Origin of the sequence: Scytonema millei VB511283, assembly GCF_000817735.3 — a bacterium.
In the GTDB taxonomy this organism is placed as follows: Bacteria; Cyanobacteriota; Cyanobacteriia; order Cyanobacteriales; family Chroococcidiopsidaceae; genus Chroococcidiopsis; species Chroococcidiopsis millei_B.
This window is the reverse complement of the sequence record NZ_JTJC03000001.1, coordinates 423,952-437,969: the sequence shown is the minus strand read 5'-3', so window position 1 is coordinate 437,969 and position 14,018 is coordinate 423,952. Positions and strand designations below refer to the sequence as shown.

7 protein-coding genes are annotated in these 14,018 nt (G+C 46.1%); 1 reads left to right on the top strand and 6 read right to left on the bottom strand.

What is annotated here, in order from left to right; translation table 11 throughout:
• Window positions 1-197 precede the first annotated feature (197 nt).
• Complete coding sequence (locus QH73_RS01995; RefSeq protein ID WP_039715030.1) at window positions 198-974, top strand: 7-carboxy-7-deazaguanine synthase QueE; 777 nt, start codon at window positions 198-200, stop codon at window positions 972-974.
• 70 nt (window positions 975-1,044) lie between these two features.
• Here QH73_RS01995 and QH73_RS01990 read toward each other — a convergent pair whose 3' ends face one another.
• The 6 genes from QH73_RS01990 to QH73_RS01965 form a co-directional block, all read right to left on the bottom strand.
• Window positions 1,045-1,689: a DUF3318 domain-containing protein gene (locus QH73_RS01990; RefSeq protein WP_039715029.1), complete on the bottom strand. Its 645-nt coding sequence runs from the start codon at window positions 1,687-1,689 to the stop codon at window positions 1,045-1,047.
• A gap of 88 nt (window positions 1,690-1,777) precedes the next feature.
• On the bottom strand, window positions 1,778-2,032 hold the full coding sequence (locus QH73_RS01985; RefSeq protein WP_039717320.1) for a TIGR02450 family Trp-rich protein: 255 nt from the start codon (window positions 2,030-2,032) through the stop codon (window positions 1,778-1,780).
• Window positions 2,033-2,090: 58 nt separating this feature from the next.
• The gene (locus tag QH73_RS01980; protein ID WP_039715028.1) at window positions 2,091-3,980 is read right to left on the bottom strand and encodes a serine/threonine-protein kinase; all 1,890 of its coding nucleotides are present in this window, start codon (window positions 3,978-3,980) and stop codon (window positions 2,091-2,093) included.
• A 190-nt stretch (window positions 3,981-4,170) separates the two neighbouring features.
• Entirely contained in the window at window positions 4,171-8,094 is a 3,924-nt protein-coding gene (locus tag QH73_RS01975; RefSeq protein WP_039715027.1) for a right-handed parallel beta-helix repeat-containing protein, read from the bottom strand.
• A 108-nt stretch (window positions 8,095-8,202) separates the two neighbouring features.
• Window positions 8,203-12,378, bottom strand: coding sequence for a hypothetical protein (locus QH73_RS01970; RefSeq protein WP_039715026.1), 4,176 nt, complete (start codon window positions 12,376-12,378; stop codon window positions 8,203-8,205).
• Complete coding sequence (locus tag QH73_RS01965; RefSeq protein WP_039715025.1) at window positions 12,375-13,898, bottom strand: DUF11 domain-containing protein; 1,524 nt, start codon at window positions 13,896-13,898, stop codon at window positions 12,375-12,377. The genes QH73_RS01970 and QH73_RS01965 overlap by 4 nt, the downstream gene beginning before the upstream one ends.
• Window positions 13,899-14,018: the final 120 nt, after the last annotated feature.

The following is a 14,018-nucleotide window of genomic DNA, read 5'->3' as shown; positions in this document are numbered from 1 at the left end:
CTTAATCTCGACTCAATTCCCAATTTCATTGTAACGAAGCCTAGTAATAGGAGCGAGGAGTGAGGAGCGAGGAGTGAGGGCAAAATACATCTTCTTTGTACCTTTGCGCCTTTACGCCTACTCTACGAGAAGCCGCTGCGCGTCTAGGCGAGACCTAATTTAAAACTTAACTTGATGCTACTGCCCCATCCTGACACATGACAACCGCCCGCCTGATCGAAATCTTCTCCGCCATTCAAGGCGAAGGATTAAACGTCGGAACGCGGCAAATCTTTATCCGATTTGCCTTGTGCGATTTACGCTGCCATTTCTGCGATAGCGCTCATACTTGGAGCGTACCATCAACTTGTTGCGTCGAGCGATCGCCTGGATTGCGAGATTTTGAAACCCACACCAACCCCGTACAGCTTAATACTCTGTTAACCTGGATAGAACGGCAAAACTCCCCAGGCTTACACGACAGCATCAGCCTTACGGGAGGCGAACCATTACTACACGCACCTTTCCTAGTAGAATTCCTGCCCCTAGTCCGTCGTGCAACTGGACTTCCGATCTATCTCGAAACCGGAGGTCATCGTCCGCAACAACTGCAACTCATCCTACCTTACCTTGACTCGGTAGGCATGGACATCAAACTACCCAGCGTCAGTGGCGAAGATCGCTGGAACGAACACGCAGAATTTTTGCAAGCCTGTCACCAAGCAGGCGTAGAAGTATTTATCAAAGCGATCGTTTCCAGTCAAACGGACGAGCGAGATTTAGCCACGGCAGCTAAACTAGTTGCATCCGTCAATCCAGAAATTCCCGTATTTCTACAACCCGCTACCCCACTCACGCCATCCCAGCAGTTCGGGGGCATTCCCATTCAAGCACCCACTCCCGCCCAAGTCTTGCATTGGCAAGCGCTAACGAAACGAGAACTCAAACGAGTCCGCGTCATTCCCCAAACTCATAAGATGCTGAACCAATTGTAATTCTTGTAAGGGCGCACAGCTTGCGCCCCTACCGTCACATCAATTCTTCTGGTGCTATGCACCCCTACAATTACATCATGTCATCTGGTGCAGCTTTTGTTTTGGCTTTTGCCTTGTTAGCGCTACGCTTGAGTGCCTGCAAGCGACCTTCGTATTTCGCTTTTTGTCGCTTGCCTGGTGATTGCTCGATTAAGGTTTTTAAAGCACTGCCGAGACTTTTGTAGGCGTTGGGTAGAGTGTAACCGAAACGAGTTGCCAAGGCGATCGCCTTTTCGTCTGCCTCTATTGCCTCTTTGACCTGCTTTTCGCCATTATTCTTTTGATACAGCCGATATCCCGACACGCCGCATAGCGCCACTGCTAGCAACAATAACAAACCATCCTGTACCCAAAGTTCGCCGACCGCGCCACCCAAACCGATCGCTAGTGCTGCCATTTCCCAACCATCTTTGGGAATGGTATCATTTTGAATTCGCGCCACTTCATGCCAAAAAAGCAAATTCCGCTGATCGATCGCCAGCGCATCCCACTTAATCAAGTCGATTTGAATTTCCACCTGATCGCTGCCAATTTCTTCACTCCGAATCAGGGGTGGGTTAACTTCCGTCGTTCCCTCGACAGTTACCCAACTTTGCAGTTCTGGGGGCAGTATACCCTTGAGTCGCCGCAATTCGCTCATTTCGGCTTTAGCCGAGGAGGTTGCATAGGATGTCATAAACAGGATTCCAACAAGTGGCTAAGAATGCTTCTACTCTCATTTTGGAGTATAGCGAATCACATCGTCCAAATTTAGGAAAAACCCTCTATACATCAGCGGTTTCTAATTCTGCCATCTCTTGTAGAGATTGCCAGCCTGCCAGCCACTGAGAACGGTCTTTGAGCGAATTTGCGTTGATCCAAAATCGCGCCTCGGGATCGCAGGCGGCGACCATTTCCGCAAACACCCACTTGCCTTGATTTTTGCGATTGACCACTTGAAAGTGCCTCCAGCCAAACATTTTTTGCTGGGAAGTCCACTTGGAACCAACGAGATAGGGGAATTTTTGCTTTTTGGGCATGGATAGCACGGAAAAACGTTGCAGAGACACAACGTGTCGCGTCTCCATAACTCCTAGTTTAGTGACATTGCCAGATTTTTACAGTGTTGTCAGCACTCCCAGAAGCGATCGCCTGTTCGTCAGGACTTAGAGCAATTGACCAAATAGCATCATCATGGCTGCCAATAGTTTTAACAAACTTACCATTTTCAGATTGCCAAACTTTGAGCGTTTTATCGCCACTACCACTGACAATAATTCTTCCCAACGGACTCAAAGCTACACCGCTAACACGACTAGTATGACCTTCTAGCGTGTGAGTTAGCTTGCTATCATGCCACAACTTAATCGTGCCGTCTTCGCTGCCAGAGACGATGGTACGTCCATCTTTACTAAAGACAATCGATCGCACCCAACCAGAATGTCCCGTCAGATCGCCAATCCATTTTTCTTTGTATAAGTCCCACAACCGAATAACTTCGCCGCAGCCTCCAGCTAAAACTTTACCATCTGGACTATTGGCAACTGATAACACATAACCGGAGTGTCCTGTCAAGGTATACATGAGATTACCTGTATATAAATCCCACAACTTCACCGTGCCATCGTCACTACCGCTAAAGATCGCCTTACCATCACGACTCGTCGCGATCGCGCTGACTCCATTTGCGTGTCCGGCTAGGGTTTGAATCAGTTTGCCACTATTAACATTCCAGATCTTGACAGTTTTATCAGCACTACAACTGATGAGAGATTTGCCGTCAGGACTAAAAGTCAATCCCCGCACCCAGTTGCTATGGTCTCTCAGACAGTAAACTAAACTGCCGCTATCCAACTCCCAGATGTTAATTGTTTTGTCCGCACTGCCGCTGGCGACTAACTGTCCGTCTGGACTAATAGCAACTGCTCGAATCTGTCCCGAGTGTCCGGTTAGGGTATGCACGCACTGCCAATGTTTAATTTCTACTGGCGGTGGCGGTGGTGGTGGCGGTGGTGGTGGTGGCGGTGGTGGTGCTGTGGCTGCTGAGGCGGCGATCGCTGGTGCTGATGCTATAGCTGTTGGTGCGACAATTGGTTCGCTGAGGTCTTTGAGTACTTCTTCTGCCGATTGATAGCGACGCTGGACGTATTCTTGCAGCATTCGATCGAGAATATTGCTTAATCGCTCTGAGACATCAATACCCCTTTGCTGCAAATAGGGTCGCCACATCCAGTTGCCTTCTAAAGGATTGTAAATTTCATCGAGTTCTGCATTTGTCATTAAGCGAATGCAGGTGACACCCAAGCTGTAAATATCGCTGGCGGGAAACGCCCTACCACCGCGCAATTGTTCGATGGGGGCATATCCTTCCGTTCCTGGTTTGGTACTAGCCGCAGAGATACTTGTCCCAGCAAGTTGTTTTGCCACGCCGAAATCGATTAAGACGAATTTGTTATCAACTTTTTGACGTAAAATATTTGTCGGTTTAATATCCCGATGAATCACGTCGCAATGGTGAATAAATTGCAGTACGGGCAGTAAACTATTCATCAGCGCCCGAATTTGTTCTTCGTTAAACGCTCCTTGCTGCTCTAATTCTTTTTCTAAATCTTGCCCGTCAATATGTTGTTGTACCAGATACAAGCGTTGTTCTTGTTCAAAATAGGCGAATAAAGTTGGAATTTGCGGATGTTTCTCTCCTAGTTCTAATAACTGTCTGGCTTCTTGCTTGAACAACAAAGTAGCCTTTGCCATTGCCTCAATATTGCCTTGAATGTGGGGCAGAGGAAAAAACTGTTTGATCACGCAAAGGGCATTGAGACGATTGGCATCTTCTGCCAAAAAGGTGCGTCCAAAACCACCATTGCCGATTGGTTTAATTGCTTGATATTGGTCTTTGAGTAGTAACTTGGAGCCACAGACGAGACAATACTTTCTCCCATCTAAGTTTTGGGGGTTCTGGCAGTCTGGATTCAAGCAGTAACTCATATCTGGGGATCGGCTTATGGAATCTGTATTTAGTCTTCCCAGATTTAACAGGCAATTAGCTACTAGGGAAAAAACTACTAATAGCAATTCTCGATTGCGTAGATGACGTTGGTAAGGGCGCACAGCTGTGCGCCCTTACCAATCATATATTTCACCCAATTGAAAACCGCTATAATAGGCATAGATCGAACTAGTTGAGTTTAGCCCTAAACCGCACAAATCCATAAGCATTTGTAGGAATTCCAGGCGCAGTCACGTTGGGTAAATTGCCTAAATTAACCACGATCGCCCCCGTGGTATTGCTACCCTGACAATTAATATTAGGGTAAACACTACTCGGCTCAACTCCTGGGGGAAAATACATTGCCGTATCTCCATCACTGACATTTGTTAACGATTCAGTCATCCCGTTATATTGCCAGAGAATCCCCCGCGCTACTGCTTGTAACCCCCCAGATGCTTGCACGGGATAGCTATCGAACGCAGTAGTAACAAAACTCATATTCGCAGGAACGCGATCGCAAAACAACACATTTTGAGCTGTAGTCGAACCAGTAGAAAGATAGTAAATCGTGTATTCGACTTCTTCTCCTGGTTGGACAAAACCGCCATCAATCCGTCCGCTTAAGTAGTCATCAAGCGGTAAAGTCCAATTCACGTCCTCGTCGAGATCGCCATTATTATTTGGATCGGTAGCAATCCCATCAAACCCGGAGAAAGGAACGCCCTTGATAGCAGTAATGCGTTTGACGAGCGATAGATGAGGGCTACCAGTAATGGTAATATTACCGCTGAATTCTGAAGTGCTGCCATTTGGGGCGCTAGAGCAATTGCTGCTGGTGAGACAGGTAGCAGTTGCAGTAAGTTTGTCAGCGGTTGTGACTGTGTTAGGTAGACTGCTTAACGGGATTGAAAATTCAAAACGGTTCGTGGTGTCAGTACCTTGATTGAGACCGTTGAACGGACTAGTATAAGTGCCAGTAGTCGCATCGGTATCGTCTGCTGAATCTTCAATCAACGTCACGAGATATTCTTGCCCTTCACCAAAACCTGAAGGATCGGGTTGTTTGACAAAAAATTCAATTTTTGAGCCAGGGCGGGCAAAACCTTTAACTATTAAGTTGCCACCTGAAAGCTGAGCGCTCTCCAGAACTGGAAAGTTAAATAAACCATTTGCACCCGTATCGCTATCACCATTATCATTGAGCGTCACGCCATTACCCTCGCTACCACCGCCCAAATCGATGCCAAGTTCACCGTTACTATAGATCGAGTTTTCCGTGATTTGGTTGCCTGTTCCCGAAGCAACGACAATACCATCACCGAGATTGTTGGCGATCGTATTTTGACCGATCAGATTATTGCTACCTAAGCGGATACCAATTCCCGCATCCTGAGTGTCGTCGGGCGTGCCATTGTTCGCGATCTGGTTGCTACTTAAGTTGTTGTTGTTGTTGGTAGTAGTATGTAGATCGATCCCGTAACCTCGGTTGTTGATGATGATATTCTCAGTGACGTTATTGCTACTAGCGCCAATCAGTTCGACCCCATCAGCAAGAGGGTCAGTCACGCCATTATTACGAATGATGTTCGAGTTAACGTGAACGTTAGTGGCACTTTGAAACTTTACACCTGAGTTATCATGACTAAAAATAGTAGAATTTTCTAGCCGTGAGTTAACTGCCCCCGCACCATTGAAATAGACTCCCACACCTGCCGTACTTGTACCGTTGGCACCAGTAATACCGATATTTTTGATAAAAGTAAAGCTAGCTTGCACTTCTAGCCCTGGACCGGCAGCGACGTTGAGGACAATTTCTGGTCCAGTCGTGTTGTTAAATATAGGTGCGTTAGTGTCTCCAGTCAGAGCAGTTTGGGTTCTGGTATCAATACTAGTTCGGTTAGCGTTAGTACTGCCAACTGCATTTGCGATCGCGGGTAGAGCAGTTACTAGATTAATAGTTGCTACACCACCGCTAAATTGGTTAGATAATCCCGCCCGTAAGCCTGGATGAGCTGCACCATCGGAAAGCATGAAGATACTCTCTTCCCTACCGGAAAGCACTCCGACTTGAGCCAGACTCGTATTTTGGAGAGCATTACTGTTAATAATGAACTGGCGCAAGCTGCCCTGACCGGAATCTCTCGTACTAACTATGGTGTCAAAGTTAAAGCCGAAGTCTACACCTGTAATATTACTAGCACCAGCATTAATTTGGGCGATCGATTGAGCAGTGGTTGTAGCAGTAGTGAGTGCGGCTAAGGTCGTACTACCATTACCTGCATCAACTAATACTGGGTTTTCTCCACCCACCCGATCCGCAACCGCAGTTACAGTTCCCGTGCTGGCATCAGAACGATAAGTCTGTACCGGAATGAGCGTACCTCCCGAACTAGAACGGGCAGAGGTTACAGTACCGTTAACCACGCGCACCGTGTAAGTTGCATTCCCCGGTTGATTAGTGAAGGTGTAAGCGCCGTTAGTATCGGTGAGAGTGGAAGTCAAGAAATTGCCTGCCGAGTTATATAACTCAACCCGCGCATTTGGGCGGCGAATTACGCCTGTAGCGAAGCCGGAGGCTGTGGCTGAATTGTTAGCAGTGGTATAGTCTCGCCCTGCACTACCACCATAGTTGACATCTTCAAAAACCGTACCAGAAATGGATACCCTTTGATTAAAAGTTACAGCGGCGCGATCGTCTTCAGTCACGATATTGTTATTGGGGGTAGAATCTGGATCGGTTTGGTCGCTGGCGTTGACTTCAGCAGTATTAGTAATGGCATTAGTAGTATTGACTGTTGCTACAATCTGAAGCGTTGCCGTAGCACCTTTGGGAATTGTACCTATATCCCACATCCCCGTACTAGAAGTGTAAAAACCTCCGTTGTAATCGCTGACGCTGAGATAGGTAGGAGTCGTAGCGCCAAAGGTGACAGCAGCATTAGAGGAGACGTAGGTTAGTCCAGCAGGTAAAATATCCTGAACCTTGACATTTGTAGCGTTGTCAGGACCATCGTTTTTGACGTTAATGGTAAAGGTGACATTCTCACCTACACTAGGCAGTAATTTATTGACTGTCTTAGTTAAACTTAAATCAGCCGTAACAGCAGGAGTAACATTAATATTAATATCATAGTCGGGGGGGATTTTGTAAGTTGTATTGTAGTGATAACTGCTACCAGATTTATCATAAACTAAACTGGAAACACCGATTGTTTGACTCTGAGTACTAATAATTTTTACTTTGTATTTTGCGGTAAAGCTATCGCCAACTTTTCCCCCTGTATAACCATCAGGAATACTTGGATTATTGCAAGTTCGGTAAAAACTAGAATTAGGATCTGAATCCCAACCACAAGCATCACCATAAATAGAGTTATTAGTTGCAAGAGAAGGTGTTGTGTAATTAGTATTAACTTTGATAATTTGAAAAACAGTGTTGGGAAAGTTAGTAGCAAAAACTAACTGTTCGTAGCCTCCAGGTGCAGTTTCACCTGTTACCGTATAATCTACAATATCTCCCGATTGTACGGTAGTTGTACCTGTGAAAGTTAGTACCTTATTACGATTCTGCTCGATTAATTGTTCAACGTACAGACGGCGAGGTTGAGGAGTTGTAATTGTCGCTAGCTGAGTCCCGATTAAATCTTTACCAGTCGCCTCAATATAGTATTCTCTATACGTGCCGTGAGCAGCTAGAATCCGCTGAAGCTCAACGTTGAAATAAAAATCCGCGCAGTAAGCTGGAGTTGGACCAGTATTGCCAATATTATGAAATGTTGAGCCAGTACCTCCAGCAGGTAAATAATTAAGATTCAGAGTATTCAGACCGAGAAGTGAAATATAAGCACTCCCCGTTCCCGAACCCAGATTAATCTTCGCTTGTAAATCTTTAGCGGCAGACGTGCCGAGATTGCAGACCCTCGCTCCAATATTAAAAACATTTGGTCCTTCAATAGCGGGTTTATTACTATCTAGACCGATAATGTCCCAGGAAATGGGCTTAATTTGTAAGTTGGGAGTGGCATTTGCTTTCAGGGGATAACATAAAAGTACTCCAACAACAGTTAAGCTAATTGGAGCAAGTTTTTTTAACAGTACGGGTTTATTCATAATAATATAGTTGCCAATCCTTCCTCTAACCTGATTAAATTGTCGCGATCGCTCTTTCCTTAGCCTTTAACATACCTGGAGCGATCGCGTACTCAACCTTTCTCATAACTATTTACCTTCTGTAGATTCTGATGAAGTTGAAGTTGTTTCTTTGTCTAGAAGTGACTGACCCTGAGTTGTTTCCTCCTTTCTTTCTGGAACAGTATTAGGAGCGATCGCCTCTGAATTTGCTTGCGGCGGAGTCGAACGACTTTCGCCCCCCTTTTTAAGGGGAGTTGGGGGGATCGATCGCCCCTCTGCTCCCCTGCTCTTCTGCTCCCCTGCTTTCTTCAGTGCAGGTACGGGCTTTTGCAACCCAAACCCATCAAACAATTCGTTCAATTTCACAGTCAAGCCAAAATAAGCCCCGCCAGCAGAACGCGAACCGCTAAAATCATCATCATTCACATGACCAAACGCATATCCTGCCGATAACCGCAGATTTGGTGTCAGATAGTAACCTGCTTCAGCAACAAAACCCGTCTCGCTGTGATTTTCTGAAGGTTGATTAATCCAACGAGCTTCACCTACCAAATCGATTTTGTTATTTAAGCGATAGGTTGCCCGTAATTGCCCGAGATTAATCGTACTAGAGTTAACTAAATCCTCAGCTAGGTAAGATGTGCTGTGACGAATTGCATACTTGCCGTAAAGTTCCCATCGCCAATTAGGAGCGTAAATAGTTTCTAAGGCAAAAGTATGGTCTTTGGAACCCGTACCGCTGCCAAATAAAATCGTGTCAGGAATTGTGGAGGGATTTTTGCGATATTCGTAACGTAACAAAGCATTAAATTTATCGTTATTCGGGTCGCGATATGCTAAACCTACCTTCAAATTAGCTGTATCTCCCAACCCCGAAAGTCTTTGGTTAGAAGCATTCGCCTGTTGGTAGCGCACTAACCCTGTCAGCGCTGGCGAAATTTTTCCCGTTACATCTGCGGAAATCACTGTATTGGAACCACCAGAAGAATTCCGATGTTCGTAACGAGCGCTAGCTTTGAAATCGTCGCTAGGCGTGTATGCTAAACCAATGTGGTAGTTATCACCTGAGTCAACGCCAATCGAAGAGGCACTTTGTCCCGTGGTAAAGGGTTGCACGAACTGCTTACCTGCGCCAGTTCGACTGAAGAAATTACCAAAGACACGCTCGTATCCTAAATCCAGCTTTAATCCTGGGGCAATGGTAAGACCTTGCTTGATGCCGATCGCGCCCTGTGTTGTCATTCCGTCACCTCCATTTAAAATGGAGTAACGCCCGTTGACAGTGGTATCCGTACCGAATTTGCGTTCGCCGATAAAATCGAGACTGGTAATCGAGTTACCATCATTCTGGCTGCCACTGTAAAACTGTTGCGATAAGCGAATACTCAAATCCTGTGCAACTTTCCAATCTAAACCTACAATCGTGCGGTCTGGATAAACGGCATCCTCTTCATTAGAAATGGTCAGTTCGTTTTGAGCTAAAAAAGTGAGAGTTTCAGTTAAAGGTAACTTGAGACGCGATCGCAATTGGTCTGAAGTACCGCTCAAAGCATTCGGTTCGATCCGGTCTTCTCGATGCCGATGCACCCAATCCAATGTCAGGTCGGCTTTACCAATCTGCTGTTGCACTCCAGCTGTAATTGTCGTTAGCGAGTTGTCAACCTTACTACCTGGAATTGCTTCCAAACGGGGTGAGAATAGATCGGTAAAATTATCTAATGGTTGAGGTGCTATGCCGCGATTATCTTCATGGTCATATTGCAACCGAACGTTAGTTTTTGGCGTAACCTGTCCTGTAACCTGCGCCCCATAACGAGTTTGTCCGGGGACAAAGCTAGTTGTAGCGTTGTTACTAAAGCCTGTATCGGTAGAGCGCCAATAAGCTCGACCTTGAATTCCTCGGGCGATCTCTCCCTCAGCTTCTAGCCGATAAGCCGAACCGCTGACTTCTCCCATCATTTCTGAATCGTTTTGAGAGTGAGCGTATTCGGCAATTAAATGGATTTTGTCACCGATCGCAATTTGCGCGTCTGCACCGTAAAGTTCAAAGTCGCGAATGCCACGTTCTTCTTTTAAATAAGTTGCACCGAGCCAACTTTCATTTTCCAACTGTCGCGAGATGTTGTATTGGACTCTACCACCGTAGATGCGATTGTCCTTTTCCTGGCTCTCGTACTGATAGGTTGCAATGATTCGCCGCACCAAAACTTGTCCGTTGTCATCGACAGCCGTACGAAAAATTGGCTCGCGAAATAACAACGTGCCGCGATCGTAGTCGATATCGTAGTCCGTACCTCTAACGAGTTGTTGACGCGACAATACCGTACCTGGACGATTGAGTTCTTCGACTTCAATCGAGATGTTTTCACTTCCAGGTATGAGCAAGCGTCGCGAGAGAAAATAATAACCGCTCGTACCATCAGGCGGGATCGTGTCGCGCTGGAACCCTTCCACGTTATCGCCGTAAAATACTGAGAGTTGAAAATCGCCTAGATTGTAATTTGCTTTGAACCCGTGGAGGTTGCGAGAAGTCGCAGTGTATTCTTGTGACGAGCGAGCAAACTCTTTTGTATCGTAGTCACCCCACATCACATAGTCAGGCTCAGCCCCAGGAATGGATGCCGATCGCTCAAAGCGCAGATACAAACTATCTTGAGAAGGGGTGACAGCCTCAACTTTAGAACTATCGCCGTAGACGGGATAATTGCGATCGCAGACTTGGTAATCTCGAAACAAACCGGAAGTGCCATCGCATTTTTGGTTGAGCGTGCGATCGCTGTTATATGCTCCGGTAAACAACCATTCGCCAATTCTACCAGTGGCAAAAACTGCTGTATGGAAACTCAGTTCGGTACGGTTGTCTTCGTCGGGGGGCAAAAAGTCGCGAAAACTCTTGTAAAAATCAGTTCCTCTAGCACCTAAACGCAAGTCAACCACACCCGTGACTAGACTAGAGCGCAGATTCGTTTCAAATTGAAATTGGGTATATGCTTCTAGCTGAAAAGCTTCAGCGCGAACTCTGACTGTTTGAGCCTGTAGTCCCGATCGCAGCTCAGCCGTGTATTGTCCTTTGCGTGCCAGGACTTGAAACCCTTGGCGATCAGGCTTAGCATCCGTACCGACAAACTCTCCAGCACTAGCATCAAGAGTCACGATCGCATCTTCGTTGGCACGATTACCTTTCTCATCAAGTAACTGCCCTTGGATCGTGGCTGTCGAGCGTCCATCAGCAGGAATTCGCGATTCTTGAGTTTGGACGGTGATTTGTTTGGTATTCCCGCGCACGTAGACTTTAACTGTCGTTGATTCTCCAGTGCGATCGCCAGTCTTAATTTTAATTGTGAGGTTATTCTCTCCCTGGTGGAGTGGTACGCCGTACCATGTCTGCGTCACGGAATTTGCCGTGTTGTTTGTTTCCGTGCCACCAATGAGAGATGTATCAACTAATTCGCCATTGACTGACAGTTCCACGGGAAGATTTGCGGGAGACTGCACGGTCACTGTAGTCGCTGGCACGTCCAAGACTTCGTTCGATTGCGGCGAAAGAATTTTTAGATCGCTTGAAGTTGGAGTGGCAGTCGTCTGAGAATCGGTATTTTCCGAATTTGGTGGTTGACCTTGTTCCCGTAATGCAATCAGGTAGTTAGCATACTTCTGTTCAGCCTCAGATTGCGGTACGCTCTGGGATGGGATATTCGTATTTTGTTCGATCGCTTCTGTTGGTACGTTCTCAGATGAAGTGTTAGTTTCTGCTTCAGTTGCAGTTGGTAGCGTTGTCTCTGGCAAGGAGAGTAATGCAACTTCAGCCTCGGGAAAATCCGTGACTGTCTGTTCTCCATCTAAGGCGATCGGTAATGCAACTATGTCGTTACCGAAAGCTGGCGTAGTTACTGTTGCTGTCTCAGGTGAAGCCAGGAATGCCACCAGCAATTGTTGTAATTGACGATCTGTTTCTGAAGGTGGTATTACAACGGCTTCAATCGGTAATGCTGCTATGTAAGTACCAAATTCCTGTGTATTCTCTACGGGTACAGATGTCTCAGGTTGGGCAAGTAATGCTGTAATATAATCGTGCCAGCGCTTTTCTGTCACCGATCGCTGTACTTGCCTCAGTTCGATTGGTAATGCTGCTACGTAAGTGCCGAATTCTGTTTGAGTTGGCAGTGGTTCTGTTCTAGCAACTTTAGGCAGAATCAACAAACCGATCGCATTCACTGTAGTGACTACCAGGAAGGCATTGAAAAATCGCGTTCTCCACGTCATTTAGGCTTTGCCTCCTTTTCGAGTGGAGTCACAGCAAAATTCATCCGTGCCATGCCACCCGGTTCTAAATGCACTAAGCGGGATTGACTGTTGCGTTCGATAAAACGGCGGTTGGGAGCTAAGGTGTAGCCAGGGACGCTACTGAAATCTAAAACTCCCGTGCGATAACCAGAAATGACATTGGCAACAGAAAATAGTCCTTGAAGATCGGTAGTAATACGGTTGCCGTCATCCATGAAAATCACCGCATTGGGAACTCCTGGTTCTCCTGGTTGCTGTTCGCCATCAAAGTTTTTATCTACAAATACTCGCCCGATCAGCGTGCCGCAATCTGACAAAATGCCTGGGTTAATCCGTAATCTGTGAACGGCGGGACCATCTTTTACTGTTTGGTTGTTATCAATGCGCTGTCCGGCTACGTTTGCCAAGTTTTCACCCGTACCGCGAACTGCATCAGTCGTGAGGACTGCGGCATAAGCTATACTCAGGACTTGCTCGTTGGTAGCGTTACTTGGTAGTTCTATTCCCTCTGCACGTAAAGAGATCGTTCTGCCATCGTGACTTGATGCGATCGCCACTGGAGATTTGCCCAACTCTGCCCGCACGGATTTAGGTATAAAGGTAAAACCTAGAGGTAAGGTATCGGTGACGACAACATTTTTCAGCGGGCTGCTGCTGAGATTTTTGACTGAGAGACGATAGATAACTGTATCTCCAGGCTCGGCTGTAGCGCGATCGCCTGTTTTGACAACTTGTACTTCTTGCGCCTGACAGACGCTTGTATTCAAATCCAAAACGGCTAAGACTAATCCGATCCGTTCGGCATTTTCAATATCAATCGTTCCATTAATAGACGTGCGATTGTCAGTAGCACTAATTGGTTTGCCATCCAAAGAGATAGCGGTATAAGCAACAACTTTATCGTCCCGCGATCCAATGACTAGCTTGATGCGGCGCTCGTCATAAATTGATTTACTGGGGGGACGGATTAATAAGATATAAGTTTTACCGCGATCCAACTGACCCCGCTGAGGGTCGAGGAGGAAATTATAAGTTCCTTCTTTGCCATTAGTGAGGAAAAAAGGATTGCTATTTTCTGTATTTGGCTCTAATCCCTTAGCGATATTATTACCAGAAATATCTGGGGATTCTGTACGAGTTAAAGCCGCAGGTTCGGCAATTTCTGTGCCAGTTGAATCTTGAGGATTTGGTTCGTATAAACCAATACTAAATCCTGTATAGTCAGGCAAAGTTTCACCTGCGCAACCTGTTATTCTTCCTAAAGGATCGATCAATCCTCCAATTGAGGTAGAAATTTGATTAGTTATAGTTTGAATTGATTGTGTATTATCCGATTTATCGTTAACAAACTCATAGCTATAAGTTGCTTGATTAGTAATTTGAACTGCTACCCCTGCTTGAATAAGACCAGTTAGTAAAGTTTCTAAGAAAGCCCCAGCTAAAAGAGCTGTTGCTATTGGTCGCAACCAATAATTAAAAAATCGGTTCGGAGGTTGCATTTGCGTTCGGAGAATTATTGTTTTGTTTGCCCGCGATCGCAGGACAAGCTAATGTTGAACTAGGTCAATCGTGTAATGGCGATCGCTTTTATTTCAGAAGCAATTTGAGCAGTATTGTTT